The organism is Bradyrhizobium sp. IC3195, assembly GCF_020193585.1.
Taxonomy (GTDB): domain Bacteria; phylum Pseudomonadota; class Alphaproteobacteria; order Rhizobiales; family Xanthobacteraceae; genus Bradyrhizobium; species Bradyrhizobium yuanmingense.
In genome coordinates, this window is the sequence record NZ_JADYVG010000003.1 from 433,906 (window position 1) to 450,242 (window position 16,337).

14 protein-coding genes are annotated in these 16,337 nt (G+C 66.2%); 6 read left to right on the forward strand and 8 right to left on the reverse strand.

Annotated features, from left to right (window positions below; genetic code table 11):
• Window positions 1–49: 49 nt before the first annotated feature.
• Both I6F09_RS09365 and I6F09_RS09370 read left to right on the forward strand, forming a co-directional pair.
• A complete protein-coding gene (locus I6F09_RS09365; RefSeq protein WP_035998277.1) occupies window positions 50–241 on the forward strand; it encodes a DUF1192 domain-containing protein in 192 nt (63 codons plus the stop codon).
• Between the two features lie 477 nt (window positions 242–718).
• Window positions 719–1,228: a DUF1465 family protein gene (locus I6F09_RS09370; protein WP_035998279.1), complete on the forward strand. Its 510-nt coding sequence runs from the start codon at window positions 719–721 to the stop codon at window positions 1,226–1,228.
• Between the two features lie 205 nt (window positions 1,229–1,433).
• On the opposite strand, the gene rpmE is transcribed toward I6F09_RS09370, so the two are convergent.
• Window positions 1,434–1,661: a 50S ribosomal protein L31 gene (gene rpmE, locus I6F09_RS09375; RefSeq protein WP_027573780.1), complete on the reverse strand. Its 228-nt coding sequence runs from the start codon at window positions 1,659–1,661 to the stop codon at window positions 1,434–1,436.
• A 197-nt stretch (window positions 1,662–1,858) separates the two neighbouring features.
• On the opposite strand from rpmE, the gene I6F09_RS09380 reads away from it, so the two are divergent.
• Window positions 1,859–3,709 (forward strand): ABC transporter ATP-binding protein/permease, encoded by a 1,851-nt coding sequence (locus tag I6F09_RS09380; RefSeq protein ID WP_225141097.1) that lies wholly within the window; start codon window positions 1,859–1,861, stop codon window positions 3,707–3,709.
• A 31-nt stretch (window positions 3,710–3,740) separates the two neighbouring features.
• Here the strand turns inward: I6F09_RS09380 and I6F09_RS09385 are convergent, their stop codons facing one another.
• The 3 genes from I6F09_RS09385 to I6F09_RS09395 form a co-directional block, all read right to left on the reverse strand.
• Window positions 3,741–4,187 carry a GNAT family N-acetyltransferase gene (locus I6F09_RS09385; RefSeq protein WP_035998287.1) on the reverse strand — a complete coding sequence of 149 codons (447 nt, stop codon included), beginning with the start codon at window positions 4,185–4,187 and terminating at the stop codon, window positions 3,741–3,743.
• Window positions 4,187–5,215 (reverse strand): peptidoglycan -binding protein, encoded by a 1,029-nt coding sequence (locus I6F09_RS09390; protein WP_036021776.1) that lies wholly within the window; start codon window positions 5,213–5,215, stop codon window positions 4,187–4,189. The genes I6F09_RS09385 and I6F09_RS09390 overlap by 1 nt, the downstream gene beginning before the upstream one ends.
• Window positions 5,216–5,362: 147 nt before the next feature.
• A complete protein-coding gene (locus tag I6F09_RS09395; protein ID WP_036021706.1) occupies window positions 5,363–6,376 on the reverse strand; it encodes a hypothetical protein in 1,014 nt (337 codons plus the stop codon).
• A 167-nt stretch (window positions 6,377–6,543) separates the two neighbouring features.
• Between I6F09_RS09395 and I6F09_RS09400 the strand changes: the two genes are divergently transcribed.
• The 3 genes from I6F09_RS09400 (at window position 6,544) to I6F09_RS09410 (ending at window position 12,333) form a co-directional block, all read left to right on the forward strand.
• Window positions 6,544–7,563 (forward strand): cyclopropane-fatty-acyl-phospholipid synthase family protein, encoded by a 1,020-nt coding sequence (locus I6F09_RS09400; protein WP_225187924.1) that lies wholly within the window; start codon window positions 6,544–6,546, stop codon window positions 7,561–7,563.
• 266 nt (window positions 7,564–7,829) lie between these two features.
• Window positions 7,830–8,987 carry an efflux RND transporter periplasmic adaptor subunit gene (locus tag I6F09_RS09405; RefSeq protein WP_035998298.1) on the forward strand — a complete coding sequence of 386 codons (1,158 nt, stop codon included), beginning with the start codon at window positions 7,830–7,832 and terminating at the stop codon, window positions 8,985–8,987.
• Window positions 8,988–9,171: 184 nt separating this feature from the next.
• Complete coding sequence (locus tag I6F09_RS09410) at window positions 9,172–12,333, forward strand: multidrug efflux RND transporter permease subunit (RefSeq protein ID WP_225149269.1); 3,162 nt, start codon at window positions 9,172–9,174, stop codon at window positions 12,331–12,333.
• Between the two features lie 141 nt (window positions 12,334–12,474).
• On the opposite strand, the gene I6F09_RS09415 is transcribed toward I6F09_RS09410, so the two are convergent.
• From I6F09_RS09415 to I6F09_RS09430, 4 genes are all read right to left on the reverse strand, one after another.
• The gene (locus tag I6F09_RS09415; protein ID WP_225187925.1) at window positions 12,475–13,266 is read right to left on the reverse strand and encodes an inositol monophosphatase family protein; all 792 of its coding nucleotides are present in this window, start codon (window positions 13,264–13,266) and stop codon (window positions 12,475–12,477) included.
• A gap of 85 nt (window positions 13,267–13,351) precedes the next feature.
• Complete coding sequence (locus I6F09_RS09420) at window positions 13,352–14,425, reverse strand: Sel1 repeat protein (RefSeq protein WP_035998306.1); 1,074 nt, start codon at window positions 14,423–14,425, stop codon at window positions 13,352–13,354.
• Window positions 14,426–14,433: 8 nt separating this feature from the next.
• Window positions 14,434–15,138: a thiamine phosphate synthase gene (locus I6F09_RS09425; protein WP_225187926.1), complete on the reverse strand. Its 705-nt coding sequence runs from the start codon at window positions 15,136–15,138 to the stop codon at window positions 14,434–14,436.
• Window positions 15,139–15,141: 3 nt separating this feature from the next.
• Window positions 15,142–16,167, reverse strand: a complete 1,026-nt coding sequence (locus I6F09_RS09430) for a class I fructose-bisphosphate aldolase (RefSeq protein WP_225187927.1) — start codon at window positions 16,165–16,167, stop codon at window positions 15,142–15,144.
• Window positions 16,168–16,337: the final 170 nt, after the last annotated feature.

Below are 16,337 nucleotides of genomic sequence, written 5' to 3' on the forward strand. Positions count from 1 at the left end.
CCGCCTCAGGCCATCTGGTCCGACCCGCGGACGGAGAGGAGGAGCGACGATGCCGATCGAAGACGACGACCGCCCGCGCAAGAAGATCAGTCATGAAATTGGACAGGACCTCTCACTTTTGTCAGTGGAGGAACTGACCGAGCGCGTGGCGCTGCTCAAGACCGAGATCGCAAGACTGGAAGAAGCCGCCGCCAAGAAGCGCGCCTCGCGCGATGCGGCGAACAGTATTTTCAAGTCTTAGTGGTCGCCACACAGCGACTGTCGTCCCGGACGCGTGGGCCGAACTTTCCCCGCCTCGTCATTCCGGGCTCGCGACTTCGTCGCGCCCCGGAATGACGACGGAGAGTCTGTTCCCGCAGCACACTCGGCCACTGGCTCACATGACTAATGAACTCTGAAAAAATTAGCTCGTTTACTTCAGATTAAGCTTTCGGGTTTATGACTGGAACTGTCCTCGTTTGGACACCGAGTGGCTCCTGTCCACTCTGTTTGACGCCTCCCTGTTATCAACTTTCAAAGCCGCCGGTCTCCGGCGGCTCTTTTTTGCGTTCACTGCCCGGTTTGCACCTCTCATCCCGGTTGCATTCGAAAGGATTGACCCGCGGAAACCATATCCGCGCTTGTCACTGGACTCCGCGTCCCGCCCGCGCAATGATTTGTTCATCATAAGCCGGCGGCAAAGCCGGGCAGTCAAACAGTTGCGTAAGAGGCGTTAACCATGGAACGTTTGCAGGCCGACGGCGCGCTCGTTCAGCTCAGTGAGCGATTCACCAATTCTGCGGCGTTCGGCAATTTGTTCCGTGAGGGCATGGACCTCGTCGAGGAGACCGCCGCCTATCTCGACGGCGCCGGCCGCGTTGAGGCCAAGGCGCTCGACCGCGCCGTCAGCCTCACCTATGCGACCGAGAGCATGCGCCTCACGACGCGCCTGATGCAGCTCGCCTCCTGGCTGCTGCTGCACCGCGCGGTCAAGGAAGGCGAGATGACGCTAAGCCAGGCCAATCGCGAGAAGACCAAGGTCAAGCTTACCGCCGCCGATCCCGGCCCCGCCGACACCATCGAGAAGCTGCCCGCGCAGCTTCAGGACCTGATCCATCGCTCGATGAGCCTGCAGACCCGCGTCCGCCGCCTCGACAGCACGATCCACACTCCGCCGGCCGAGCAGGCCACGATCGGCAACCCGCTGGTGCCGCACCTCAACGCGCTGAAGGCCGCGTTCGAGCGGTAGGGTCTATCAACAATTCCAATCGTCATTCCGGGACGCGCCTCTTGGCGCGGGCCCGGAATCCATACTCCCGATCGAGGTTATGGATTCTCAGATGCGCAATTGCGCATCGTAGCTCGCGACTTTGTCGCGCCCCGGAATGACGGCTAGAAACAAAAAACGCCCCCGGTCTCCCGGGGGCGTTTTCATCTCCAGCCTTGCGGCCGGCTCAATCCTTCTTGAGGAAGCCCGAAAACTTCTTCTGGAAGCGCGAGACGCGGCCGCCGCGGTCCATGATCTGGGCGGAGCCGCCGGTCCAGGCCGGGTGCGACTTCGGGTCGATGTCGAGGTTCAGCGTGTCGCCTTCCTTGCCCCAGGTCGAGCGGGTCAGGTACTCGGTTCCGTCGGTCATGACGACCTTAATCGTATGATAATTCGGGTGAATTTCGGCTTTCATGGCAATTCCTCGGCGCTCCGGCGCCTTCTTGGGTGGCTCGCGAATGACGGATTTGGGCGGCTCTATACCTCACGAAATCCCGCAAAACAAGCCATGCCCGCGCGCTGGACCGGGTTTGCCCCTAAGGGACTTCCCGGATTTGCCACTACTCATGCACCGGCCTATTGGGAGCAGATCAATGCAACGGGTCGGATCTCATGAGCGCAGTGGAACGGCTGGATGACCACGATGTCGAACGGCCCGCAATGAACGCCGCGGACAATCCCTCGATCGAGGCCGAGCTGATCGAAGCGCCGGCCAAGGGCCGCGCCAAGTTGCGGCCGCTGCTCGCGCTCGCGCCGTATGTGATCCGCTATCGCGGCCGCGCGGCGCTGGCCTTCGTCGCGCTCACGATCGCCGCGCTGACCACGCTGCTGGTGCCGGTCGCGGTGCGCCGGATGATCGATTTCGGCCTGACGCCCGAGGGCATCGAGCTGATCAACAGCTACTTCTCGGTGATGCTCGCGGTCGTCGCCGTGCTCGCGATCGCCAGCGCCGCGCGCTACTACCTCGTGATGAGCATCGGCGAACGCATCGTCGCCGATCTCCGGCGCGACGTCTTCGGCCATCTATTGTCGCTCTCTCCCGCCTTCTTCGATTCCGCCCGCAGCGGCGAATTGATCTCGCGCCTCACTGCCGACACCACCCAGCTGAAATCGGCGGTCGGTGCCTCCGTCTCGATCGCGCTGCGCAACCTGATGATGTTCCTCGGCGCGACGGCGATGATGGTGATCACGAGCCCGAAGCTGTCGGGCTTCGTGCTGCTGGCCATCCCTTTGATCGTGCTGCCGCTGGTGGCGTTCGGGCGCTGGGTGCGGCGCCTGTCGCGCAATGCGCAGGACACGCTCGCCGACGCCTCCGCCTATGCCGGCGAGCTGGTCGGCGCGATCCGCACCGTGCAGGCCTATACCAGCGAGCAATTTGCCGAGAAGCGTTTCGGCGGCGAGGTCGAGCAGGCCTATGAAGCCGCGCGCACCTCGACCCAGGCCCGCGCCGTGCTCACGGCGATCATCATCTTCATCGTGTTCGCAAGCGTGGTCGCCATCCTCTGGATCGGCTCGCATGACGTGCTCACCGGCGCGATCACGCCGGGCCGGCTCGGCCAGTTCGTGCTGTATGCGGTGTTCGCAGCAGCGGGGCTCGGCCAGCTCAGCGAGGTCTGGGGCGAGGTCTCGGCGGCGTCGGGCGCGGCCGAGCGCCTGTTCGAGATCCTCCACGTCAAGCCCGAGATCACCGCGCCTGCGACGCCGCTTGCGCTGCCGGTGCCGGCGCGCGGCGAGGTCGGCTTCGATCGGGTCAGCTTCGCCTATCCGGCGCGGTCCGACGTCAAGGTGCTCGACGCGGTGTCGTTCACCGTGCGCCCCGGCGAGAAGGTCGCGATCGTCGGTCCCTCCGGGGCCGGCAAGAGCACCATCTTTCATCTGCTGCTGCGCTTCTACGATCCGCGCAGCGGGACGATCTTGCTCGACGGCGTGCCGGTCAAGTCCGCCGACCCCGGCGATTTCCGCGCGCGCATCGCATTGGTGCCGCAGGAATCCGTGGTGTTCGCCGCGAGCGCCCGCGAGAACATCCGCTTCGGCCGGCCCGATGCGACCGATGCCGAGGTCGAGCGCGCCGCCGAGCTCGCCCATGCCGCCGAATTCATCCGCCGCCTGCCTGAAGGTTTCGAGACTGCGCTCGGCGAGCGCGGCGTGACGCTCTCCGGCGGCCAGCGCCAGCGCATTGCGATCGCACGCGCCATCCTGCGCGACGCGCCGCTGTTGCTGCTGGACGAAGCCACCTCCGCGCTCGACGCCGAAAGCGAGACGCTGGTGCAGACCGCGCTGGAAGAGCTGATGCGCCACCGCACCACGCTTGTCATCGCCCACCGCCTCGCCACCGTGCTCTCCTGTGACCGCATCCTGGTGATGGACCAGGGCCGGATCGTCGAGCAGGGCACGCATGCCGAACTCGTCGCGGCGAACGGGCTCTATGCGCGGCTGGCGCGGCTGCAGTTCGAGGGCGCGTAGACGCCTCATACGGCGGAAAGTACCGGGGACCTCACGCCTTCCACACCATCTTCAACACCGGCCGCCCCGAGGTCGGGTTCACGTCGTCGCCCGCATGGGCGAAGCCGTTGCGCTCGTAGAAGCGGATCGCGCGGGCATTGTCCTTGTTGACGAGCAGCGTGACGCCCGAGGGCGACAGCCGCTTGGCCTCGTCCACCAGCAGCCTTGCCGCGTCGGAGCCCCAATGCGCGGGATCGACGACGAGCTGGTCGAGATAGCCTTCGCCGTCGACGGTGACGAAACCGACCAGCGCGCCGCCCTGCTCCGCCACCACGATCTGGGCCTTCGGCACCAGATCCCTCAGCCAGCGCTCGCGCCACCATTCGAGCCGTGCGGCGAAGTCGATCTGCGGATAGGCCTGCTGCCAGGTGCGGTGCCAGAGATCGATCGCGACGGCTTCGTCTTCGGGTCGGTAAAGGCGGAGGTGGAGCGCGCTCACTACCGCTCCGTCAGCTTCAGCTCGATGCGGCGATTGCGCTTGTAGGCCTCCTCGGTGTTGCCGGTATCGAGCGGCTGGAATTCGCCGAAGCCGGCCGCGACGAGGCGCTGGGCGGGCACGCCGAGCGAGACCAGATATTGCACCACTGAGATCGAGCGCGCCGCGGACAGGTCCCAGTTCGACCTGAAGTTCGCGCCGCTCACCGGCCGCACGTCGGTATGGCCGTCGACGCGCAGCACCCAGGGGATGTCGCTCGGGATCTTCTTGTCGAGCTCGATCAGCGCCGCTGCCAAGGTGTCGAGCTCGGCGCGGCCCTCGGGCAGCAGCACCGCCTGTCCCGTGTCGAAGAACACTTCGGACTGGAACACGAAGCGGTCGCCAACGATGCGGATGTCGGGGCGGTTGCCGAGGATGGCGCGCAGCCGGCCGAAGAATTCCGAGCGGTAGCGCGACAATTCCTGCACGCGTTGCGCCAGGGCGACGTTGAGGCGAGAGCCCAGGTCGGCGATGCGGTTCTGCGATTCCTTGTCGCGCTTCTCGGAGGCATCGAGCGCCTCCTCCAGCGCCGCCAATTGCCGGCGCAGCGCGCTGATCTGCTGGTTCAGCACCTCGATCTGCGCCAGCGCCCGCGCCGAGACCGCCTTTTCGGAGTCCAGCGCTTTGCCGAGCTCGGCGGTCTTGCCTTGCGCATCATTGCCCGCGGCCGCCAAGCCGTCATAGAGACCCTTGATGCGGTCGCGCTCGGACTCGGCCGAGGCGAGCCCGGCTTTCAGCGACGAGACCTGGTCGTCGAGGGTGAGCTTGCCGAGCTTCTCCAGCGACAACAGCTCGTTGAGCTGGGCGATCTTGGCGTTGAGCTGCTCCAGCGCCTTGTCCTTGCCGGTGACCTCCTGCGACAGGAAGAACTGCACCACGAGGAATACCGACAGCAGGAACACGATCGACAGCACCAGCGTCGACAGCGCGTCGACGAAGCCGGGCCAGTAGTTGAGACCGCCTTCGCTGCGGCGGGCGCGGGCAAGGGCCATGTCATCCGTCTCCACTCTTGTGTCCCGGACGCGGTGCAGCGTGCAACGCTGCTGCGCAGAGCCGGGACCCATCTTGTCCCTGACGCTGGGCCCCGGCTCAGCGATGCATCATTTCATGCTGCGTCGCGTCCGGGGCACAACACCGTCTCAACTCTTCTCCGGCTGGCGCGCGATCCGCTCCAGCAGGCGGCGGATCTCGCGGTTCTGCTCGCCCTGGCCGTCGGCCCATTCGCGGATCATCTGCTGCTCGGTGCGCATGTGCGAGACCAGCGCCTGGATGGCTTCGGCAAGGCTCGCCATCGCCGCGGTGGTGCCGCGGCCGGCGCTGCCTTCCTCGAGCACGGACCGCAGCCGTTCGACCGCGGCCTGAAGCTCGCCGCTGGCGACGCCGCCGCCGGTCGCGACAGGCGCCTCGCCGTTGCCATACTCGCGCACTGTGGTGGCGAGCCAGTCTTCGAGATCGGTGTAGAAGCGGTTCTGCGCCTGGCTCGATTGCAGATCGAGGAAGCCGAGGATCAGCGAGCCGGCAAGGCCGAACAGCGAGCTGGAGAAGGAGATGCCCATGCCGCCGAGCGGGGCGGCGAGACCTTCCTTCAGCGTGTCGAACAGCGCCCCGGAATCGCTCCCGACCTTGAGCCCGTCGATCACCTTGCCCACCGAGCCCACCGTCTCGATCAGGCCCCAGAAGGTGCCGAGCAGGCCGAGGAAAACCAAGAGGCCGGTCATGTAGCGGGAGATGTCGCGGGCCTCGTCCAAGCGGGTCGCGATCGAATCGAGCAGGTGCCGCATCGTGGTCTGGGTGATGGTCATCCGCCCTGAACGCTCCCCGCCGAGGATCGCAGCCATCGGCGCCAGCAGCTTGGGGTGGCGGGCCGGCGCCAGGCCGGGATCGGCGACGCGGAAATTGTTGACCCAGGAGACTTCGGGATAGAGCCGGATGACCTGGCGGAAGGCCAGGATGATGCCGATGAACAGCACCCCCCCGATCAGGGCGTTGAGCCCGGGATTGGCGAAGAAGGCCTGGACGATCTGCTTGTAGAGCACCACGCTCACCAGCGTGCACAGCACCAGGAAGACCAGCATCCGCACCAGGAAGACGCTGGGCGAGGACAGTTTGGTGTACTCGATGTCCATGGTGGATCGGGAAGTGCCAGACCGCATGCCGGTATCATCCGTTACGTAAAGCTTGCTTGCGGCGCGCACTATGGCACAGCGCCGGCCCAAAAAAAGCGCCGGATGCGCCGATTTCGGGGACAGCTCGGGGAACCCGGACCGGAAGCGGTGCTTTGATAAGCAGGTCTCTGCAGAGTTCGCCATTCGGGGGGCGCATGAGCGTCGTTTCCGCGATCATCGGGACTGCCGAGCGTGTGCCGCTGCCGGACGTGGTGATCCGCGCCGCGATCCAGCGCCTGTGCTCCCGCATGGCGACGCGCCTGTCCGGGCTGGGCCTCGGCGACGATGCCGCCTTCGCCGGGCGGATGATGCTGCGGCCGATCGCCGAGGGCGCGGCAGCGGGGCATGACGAGGTGCCCGCGGCCTTCTTCGCCGACTTGCTCGGCCCCAAACGCAAATTCTCCTCCTGCTTCTACAAGACCGACGCGACCACCTTGCGGGAGGCGGAGGAGGAGGCGCTGCGCCAGACCGTCGAGCATGCCGGCCTGACCGACGGCCAAGCCATTCTGGAGCTTGGCTGTGGCTGGGGCTCGCTGTCGCTGTGGATGGCACGGCAATTTCCGCACGCGACGGTGACGGCGGTCGCGGCCTCGCAGGCGCAGCGCGCCTCCGTCGAGGAGGAGGCGCGGCGGCGCGGGCTGCTGAATCTGCGCGTGGTCAGGGCCGACATGAACGTGTTCGCGCCCGATGGCCAGTTCGACCGCATCGTCTCGGTCGAGATGTTCGAGCGGATGAGCAACTGGCGCAAGCTGATGACGCGCGTGCGGTCATGGCTCGCGCCGGAGGGACGGTTCTTCATGCACGTCGTCACCCACCGGTCCGGCTCGCATCTGCCTGACCCGGCCGATCGCGACGACTGGATCGCGCAATACGTCTACACAGGCGGGCTGATGCCGAGCCATCACCTCGTCAGGCAGTTCGACGATATCTTTGCCATCGAGAAGGAATGGTGCTGGAGCGGCACGCACTACCAGCGCACCGCCAACGACTGGCTGGCCAATTTCGATGCCCATCGCGAGGCCATCGAAGCCTCCTTGCACGGGGTCCACGGCGAGGAGACCGCTCTCTGGATGCGTCGCTGGCGCTGGTTCCTGCTCGCGACTTCGGGCCTGTTCGGTTACGCCGACGGAACAGAATGGGGCGTCAGCCATTACCGGATGAAGGCCGCCGAGTAATTGCGGTGTTCCGCCGCAGCACGCGCCGGTGGAACTTAGATTCACAATCAAGTTACACCGCAAAAGCCTTCTGATTTCAACGGGATAAGCTGTGTGACAATGAGCCGCCCGCGCCATGCGTTGCATCGCAGCAGATGCATTCTATTTTGGCGGCATCAGCCGCGTGCAAAAGGTCCAGAACGGGCTTCGCGCGAGCATGATCAGTTTCAACAATCGGGGCATCCCACTTCATGTTTGGAATTCGAGCGCGATCGGCATGCGTTGCAATGATGCTCGCGGCCCTTGCGCCGCTGCTGGGTGCTTGCGAGGAATCCAGTTCCGCGGTGTCCGCCGCCCAACCGCCTGCCCCTGACGTCAGCATCGTTATCGTCAAGCCGCAGCCGCGCGCCGTGGTGCGCGAGCTGCCGGGCCGCATCGCCCCGACCCGGGTCTCCGAAGTCCGGCCGCGCGTGTCCGGCATCGTGGTAGAGCGCCTGTTCCGCCAGGGCAGCGAGGTCAGGGCCGGCGATCCGCTCTATCGCATCGATCCGCGCCCGTTCGAGGTCGAGGTCATGGCCAACGAGGCCGCGCTGGCGAAGGCCGAAGCGGCATTGGCGCAGGCCAAGCAGCAGGCGCATCGTATCGCCACCCTGACCAGGGATCGCGCCGCGCCCGAAGCCGAGAACGAGAAGGCGATTGCGGCCGAACGCCAGGCCCATGCCGAGGTCGAGGGCCGCAAGGCCGAGCTCGCGCGGGCCAGGCTTAATCTCGACTACGCCACCGTGCGTGCGCCGATCGACGGCGTGGTCGGCGCGGCCCTCGTCAGCGAGGGCGCGCTCGCCGTGCAGAACGAGACCAATCTCGCCACCATCCAGCAGCTCGATCCGATCTATGCCGACTTTACCCAGTCGGTGACCGAGCTCAACCAGCTCCGCCGCGCCTTCGAGACCGGCGACCTCGATCGCATCGCCGCCGATGCCGCCAAGGTGCGCCTCGTGCTCGACGACAACACCATCTATTCGCTCGACGGCAAGCTGCTGTTCTCCGACGCCAAGGTCGACGCCCACACCGGGCAGGTGACGTTGCGCGGCGAGTTCCCCAATCCCAAGCGCGAGCTGCTCCCGGGCATGTATGTCCGGGTCCGCATCGACCAGGGTCTCGATTCCGATGCGATCGCGGTGCCGCAGCAGGCGATCCAGCGCAATGGCGGCGGCGGCAGCGAGGTGTTCGTCGTCAAGGACGACAATCACATCGCGGTGCAGCCGGTGCGCACCGGCTCGGTGCAGGACGGCCTCTGGTTCATCACCGAAGGCCTGAAGTCCGGCGACAAGGTCGTGGTCGAAGGCTTCCAGAAATTCGCGGCCGGCGACAAGGTCAAGCCGCAATCCTGGTCGGAGGCGGAAGCGACCGCAGACAACCGGCACGCTCAGCAGCTCACGCGGTAACGCTCCGCGCAGCAAGTGTCGTCCTTAACCTGAGGAGCCCGCTGCAAGCGGGCGTCTCGAAGGATGGCCGCGGGAGAGAGCCGGGCCTTCATGGTTCTCGCGGCGATGCGCGGCATCGTCCGGAGCGCGCGTTCCGCGCTCCTCACCATGAGGGTCTAACCGAACAACGAGGATAAAACGGCCAATGCCGAGTTTCTTCATCGACAGGCCGATCTTCGCCTGGGTGGTCGCGCTGTTCATCTGCTTGATCGGCGCGATCGCGGTGCCGCTGCTGCCGATCGCGCAATATCCGATCATCGCGCCGCCCTCGATCTCGGTCTCGACCAGCTATCCCGGCGCCTCGCCGGAAAACCTCTACAATAGCGTCACGCGGCTGATCGAGGAGGAGCTCAACGGCGCCGCCAACATCCTCAATTTCGAATCGACCAGCGACTCGCTCGGCCAGGTCGAGATCATCGCCAATTTCCAGCCGGGCACCGACACCAGTGCCGCCTCGGTCGAGGTCCAGAACCGCATCAAGCGCGTCGAGGCGCGCCTGCCGCGCGCGGTGATGCAGCAGGGCATCCTGATCGAGGAAGCCTCGAGCGCAGTGCTGCAGATCATCACGCTGAACTCGACTGACGGCAGCCTGGATGAAGTCGGCCTCGGCGACTTCATGATCCGCAACGTGCTCGGCGAGATCCGCCGCATTCCCGGCGTCGGCCGCGCCACGCTGTACTCGACCGAGCGCTCGCTTCGTGTCTGGGTCGATCCGGCCAAGCTGGTCGGCTATGGCCTGACCGCCGACGACGTCAACAAGGCCATCACCGCGCAGAACGCGCAGGTCGCTTCCGGCAGCATCGGCGCCGAGCCATCGACCTCGAACCAGCGCACCTCGGCACTGGTGCTGGTCAAGGGCCAGCTCTCCTCGCCCGACGAGTTCGGCGCCATCATCCTGCGTGCCAACGCCGACGGTTCGACCGTGCGCCTGCGCGATGTCGCGCGGATCGAGGTCGGCGGCCTCAGCTATCAGTTCAACACGCGCCTCGACGGCAAGCCGACGGCGGGCCTGTCGGTCCTGATGTCGCCAACCGGCAATGCGCTGGCGACCGCCAGCGCGGTCGAAGCGAAGATGAAGGAGCTGTCGCGCTTCTTCCCGGCCAACATCACCTACGAGATCCCCTACAACATCACCCCTGTGGTCGAGGCCTCGATCGAGAAGGTGCTGACGACGCTGGTCGAAGCCGTGGTGCTGGTGTTCGTGGTGATGTTCTTGTTCCTGCAGAACATCCGCTACACCATCATTCCGACCATCGTGGTCCCGGTGGCGCTGCTGGGCGCCTGCTCCACGCTGCTGCTCGCCGGCTATTCCATCAACATGCTCTCGATGTTCGGCATGGTGCTGGCGGTCGGCATCCTCGTCGACGACGCCATCGTCGTGGTCGAGAACGTCGAGCGCATCATGGCCGAGGAAGGCCTGCCGCCGAAGGAAGCGACGCGGAAAGCCATGTCGCAGATCACCGGCGCCATCATCGGCATCACGCTGGTGCTGATGGCGGTGTTCGTGCCGATGGCGTTCTTCCCGGGCTCGGTCGGCATCATCTACCGCCAGTTCTCCGTCACCATGGTCGCCGCGATCGGCTTCTCCGCCTTCCTGGCGCTGTCGTTGACGCCGGCGCTGTGCGCGACGCTGTTGAAGCCTGTGGCAAAGGGGCACGGTCATTCGACCAATTTCGTGTTCGGCTGGTTCAACCGCATGCTCGAAGGCGTCAAGGAACGCTATTCGCGCACCGTCGGCTTTTCGCTGAATCGCACCGGCCGCCTGATGCTGGTCTATGCCGCGCTGCTGGTCGGCCTGTCCTGGGCCTTCGTCAACCTGCCCGGCGGCTTCCTGCCCGTCGACGACCAGGGCTTCATCACCACCGACGTGCAGACGCCCTCGGATTCGTCCTATGCCCGCACCGAGGCCGTGATCGAGAAGGTCGAAAAATATCTCGCCGCGCGGCCGGGCGTCGACAACGTCACCTTCCTCACCGGCTTCAGCTTCTCCGGCCAGGGCATGAACACCGCCCAGGCCTTCATCACGCTGAAGGACTGGTCGGAGCGCGGGCCGAAGGACTCCGCTGCCGCGATCGTCAACGACGTCAACCGCGACCTGGGCTCGTCGATCCGCGACGCAAAAATCTCGGCGCTGCAGCCGCCGCCGATCGACAATCTCGGCAACTCGTCCGGCTTCTCGTTCCGCCTCCAGGATCGCGGCCAGAAGGGCTATCAGCAATTGATGCGCGCCGCCGACCAGCTGATCGCGGAGGCCAATGCCAGCCCGGTGCTGCAGAAGGTCTATATCGAAGGCCTGCCCGAGGCGGGCGTGGTCAATCTCATGATCGACCGCGAGAAGGCCGGCGCGTTCGGCGTCACCTTCGAGGACATCAACAACACCATCTCGACCAATCTCGGCTCGAACTACATCAACGACTTCCCGAACCGCGGTCGCATGCAGCGCGTCGTGGTGCAGGCGGACGCGCGCGACCGCATGCGGGCCGAGGACATCCTCAACTACAACGTCAAGAACAGCCGCGGCCAGCTGGTGCCGTTCTCGTCCTTCACCACGATCGAATGGGCGCGCGGCCCGACACAGATCGCCGGCTTCAACTATTATCCGGCGGTGCGCATCTCCGGCGAGGCCAGGCCCGGCTTCACCTCGGGCGATGCCATCGCCGAGATGGAGCGGCTCGCCGACCGGTTGCCGCGCGGTTTCGGCTATGAATGGACCGGACAGTCGCTGCAGGAGAAGCTGTCGGGCTCGCAGGCGCCGTTCCTGCTCGCCCTGTCGGTGTTCGTGGTGTTCCTGTGCCTCGCCGCGCTCTACGAGAGCTGGACCATTCCGCTCGCGGTGCTGCTCACCGTGCCGCTCGGCATCGTCGGCGCGGTCACTGCCGCTATGCTGCGCGGCCTGCCCAACGACGTCTATTTCACCGTCGGCCTGATCACGATCATTGGCCTCGCCGCAAAGGACGCGATCCTGATCATCGAGTTCGCCAAGGATCTGCGGAAAGAAGGCAAGCCGCTGGTCGAAGCCACCATCGAAGCCTGCCGCCTGCGCTTCCGCCCCATCTTGATGACCGGCCTTGCCTTCATCTGCGGCGTGCTGCCGATGGCCATCGCCCACGGCGCCGGCGGCGCCAGCCAGCAGGCGCTCGGCAGCGTGGTGATGGGCGGCATGATCGCCGTGGTGATCCTGGCGCTGTTGATGGTGCCGGTGTTCTTCGTCTCGGTGCAGCGCGTGCTGGGCGGAGACAGGGAGCCGAACGCGGCGCGGGACGCTGAAGCGCACGGCCGACCGGCGCGGGCGCACACAGGCCACTGATGCACCCCCGTCATTCCGGGGCGTGCGAAGCACGAGCCCGGAATCCAGCGGGCCACCATTGACGAGGATCAATGGATTCCGGGCTCGCGCCAAGAGGCGCGCCCCGGAATGACAGGGGAATGTGGAGCGCGAGCTTCCGCCTTAAGCCGGCTTCCGCAAGATCTTCACCATCTCCCCGTGCACGTACTCATTCCCGCACACGACGTGCCCGGTGACCAGCGGGTCGCCCGGCGTTGCGATATCGCTGATGGTGCCGCCGGCTTCGCGCACCATCAGCATACCGGCCGCGATGTCCCAGGATTGCAAATCGCGCTCCCAATACCCGTCGAGCCGGCCGGCGGCGACGAAGGCGAGATCGAGCGAGGCAGCGCCGAAACGGCGCAAGCCGGCGACGCGGTCCTGGATCGCGGTCATCTCGCGGCGGAATTCCTGGTGGTCGCCGCGGCCGATATGGGGCAGGCCGCAGGCCACCACGCATTCGCTCAGCTGGCGGCGGCCGGCGACGCGCAGGCGCTGGTCGTTGAGGAAGGCGCCCTTGCCGCGCTCGGCGATGTAGAGCTCGTCATTGGCGGGGTTGTAGATCACGCCCGCAATCACGGTGCCCTCGCGCGCAAGCCCGATCGAGATCGCGAATTGCGGGATGCCGTGCAGGAAGTTGGTGGTGCCGTCCAAAGGATCGACGATCCAAGTGTGGCTCTTGTCGGTGCCCTCGCGGTTGCCCCCTTCCTCGCCGATGAAGCCGTAGCCGGGCCGGGCCTTGGCGAGGTCCTGGTAGAGGATCTCCTCGGCGCGCTTGTCGGCGAGCGAGACGAAATTGGCCGGTCCCTTCAGCGAGACCTGGAGATGCTCGATCTCGCCGAGATCTCGCTTGAGGCTGCGGCCGGCGCGGCGCGCCGCCTTGACCATGACGTTGATAGTGGCGGAATACAGCATATGCTTCTGGTCTTGATCGGGGGGAGGGGCGCGGAAACGCGCCTGTTTGGGGGACTGGGTGCCCCGTGAGGGGCCCCGCGTCAAGTCATTTGGACCCGAGCCACTTCCTGGCAGCGGCCTCGGCCTTGGCGCGGTCATCGGCCGGCAGATCGGAGAGCTGCTTGTCGAGCTCGGGGTCGCCCTTGCCGGCCGTCTTGGCCACCAGGTGCCATTTGAAGCCCTCGATCTTGTCCACGGGCGTGCCAACGCCGTTGATCAGCACCCAGGCCAGCCGGTTCTGCGCGATCGCGCTGCCCTGGCGGGAGGCCTTGCGAAGCAGGGCGACGGCTGCAGGCTGGTTCTTCGGCGTGCCGGTGCCGTTGAACATCGCGATGGCATATTCGACCTCGGCATCGACATTGTCGGCGATCGCGGCGGCCTGCAGCAGCCGCACCGCGCGTTCGGGGTCCTTCGGCACACCGGTGCCCTCCTTGTAGAAGGTCGCGAGCGCGTATTGCGCTTCGGGCAGGCCTGCATCGGCGGCTTGGCGCAGCAGTTCCGCCGAACGTCGGACGTCCTGCGGCAGGGTCTGGCCGTCCAGGTAGAGCAGGGCGAGGTTATAGGCCGCCTTGGGCTCGCCGAGCTTGGCGGCGGAGGCCATCAGCCTGACCGCCTCGCTTTTGTCGACCGGGCCGCCGCGGCCGGAGATGCGCAGCATGGCGAGCGCGAACATCGCCTCGCGATCGCCGGCATCGGCCGCGCGCTTGTACCATTCGGCCGCCTTGGCGTAATCGCGCCTTATGCCCATGGCATTGGAATAGAGCTCGCCGAGCATGGTCATCGCCTTGGCATCGCCCGCTTGTGCGCGCACCGTGGCGAGCTCGAACGCGGTCTTGTATTGCCCGCGCTGATAGGCGCCGAACACGAGGTCGACGTTGGGATCGTCGGACGGCGGCGCGGGGATCACGGTTGCCGGCTTGGGCGAAGCGGACGGCTTGGGAGATGCCGTAGGCTTCGGCGCCGGTGCTGCCTCTTTCTTCTTGGCAGGGGCGGGCGGCTTTGGCTTCTGCTTCTCTGCCGGTGCGCTCGGCGTCGTCGCCGGCGGGGTGATCTGCAGCTGCGCGGCCGCGGGCACTGTCAGCAGCAGCGTGGCCAGCATGGTGATGCAGGGGAGCTTCATGTCGGGCGCTAGCCGTGCTCCTGGCTCGCAGGATCTTGGCCCGCAGGATCTTGGCCGGCCAGCGCCGTCGCATGGGCCTTCTTGATCGCGGCATCGACCTCGATCAGTGCGGCCTTGGGCCCGCGCGGATCGGCCCAGATGAAGTCGCCGACCAGCACGAAATCGGCGCCGCTGGCGGCGAAATCGTAGGCCTCGTCCAGCGTGGTGGCAAAGCCGACGCAGGGCGGCTCGAACAGCTCGGCCCACCAGTCGAGCCGCTCGGCGATCGCCTGCGACGACGGCCGCTGGCCTTTCGCATCGGGCTCGCCGAACAGCACGTAATCCGCGCCCATCTCGCCCGCATCCATGGAATGGTGCCGCGTCGTCAGCCCGCCGACACCGGCGATGCGATCCGGCTTGAGCGACGGCAGGGCCTCCTTCAGCGCGGCGATCCCGGGCAGGTGCGCGCCGTCGGCGCCGCCGCGCGCGACGATATCAGGATGGCCGTCGACGAGGAGTGCCGCGCCCGCCTTCTGCACCGGCGGCGCCAATGCCTTGACGCGCGAGATCATGCCGCGCTGATCGGTCTCCTTCAGCCGCAGCAGCACGGCGGCGATGTCGGCGGACGCGATCAGCCCCGGCAGCGCGGCGACCAGCGTCGCGGGATCATCGACGACGGGCGTCGCGAGATAGAGACGCGGCGCCGGGCGCGGCGGAGGCGGTTTGTTCGACAAGGTCTAGGCTGCCTTCTGTTCCAGGCTGCTTTGCCATTCGCCCTTGGAGGCGAGGCCGTTCATGCGGGCGCGATGGCTGAAGGCGCGCTGGCCGGCCGCGACATTCTCAGGCTTGCCCGACCAGGCCTTCTGCGGCGCGGCCTGCAGCGCGCGGCCGTAGGAGAAGGTCAGGCCCCAGGGCAGCGGACCGAGCTTGTGCATGGCGTTGAGATGCGCGGTCGCCTCTTCGTCCGACTGGCCGCCGGACAGAAAGGCGATGCCGGGCACCGCCGCCGGCACGCAGGCCTTGAGCAGCCGTATCGTCTTCTCCGCGACCTCCTCGACCGAGGCCTGCTTTGCGCATTTCTTGCCGGCGATTGCCATGTTCGGCTTCAGCACCATGCCTTCCAGCGCCACGCGCTGCACGCGCAATTCCTGGAAGGTCTTGTTGAGCACGCGTTGTGTCACCTCATAGCAGCGCTCGATGTCGTGGTCGCCGTCCATCAGCACCTCCGGCTCGACGATCGGCACGATCTGCGCGGCCTGGCACAGCGCGGCATAGCGCGCCAGCGCGTGGGCATTGACGCTGATCGCGGTCATCGAGGGAATGCCGCTGCCGATGTCGATCACCGCGCGCCATTTGGCAAAGCGCGCACCGCGCTCGTGATATTTCTTTAGGCGCTCGGCGAGCTTGTCGAGCCCGACCGTGACTGTTTCACCCGGGCACATCGGCAAGGCCTGCGTGCCTTCGTCGACCTTGATGCCGGCAATGGCGCCGGCCTGCTCGATCAGCTTGACCAGCGGCGTGCCGTCCTTGGCATTCTGCCAGATCGTCTCGTCATAGAGGATCACGCCGGAGATGTACTGGCTCATGGCGTCCTTGGCGCGAAACAGCATCTCGCGATAGTCGCGGCGGTTCTCCTCGGTCGATTCCACGCCGATGGCGTCGAAGCGCTTCTTGATGGTGCCGGAGGATTCGTCGGCAGCAAGGATGCCCTTGCCGGGCGCCACCATGGCGGTCGCGATCTTGTTGAGCTCAGTCAGATTCATCGAGAGGTCCTCCCAAAACGATTCTGCCCTTGCCCGTGAAAATAGACCGTTCTCGGGCAATTGCCGAGTTATCGTTCGTCGCAGGGTAAAGGGTCTTTCTGTCATTCCGGGATGCGCCGAAAGGCGCAGGCCCGGAATCCATAACCCCAGGCTGTGGTTATGGATTCCGG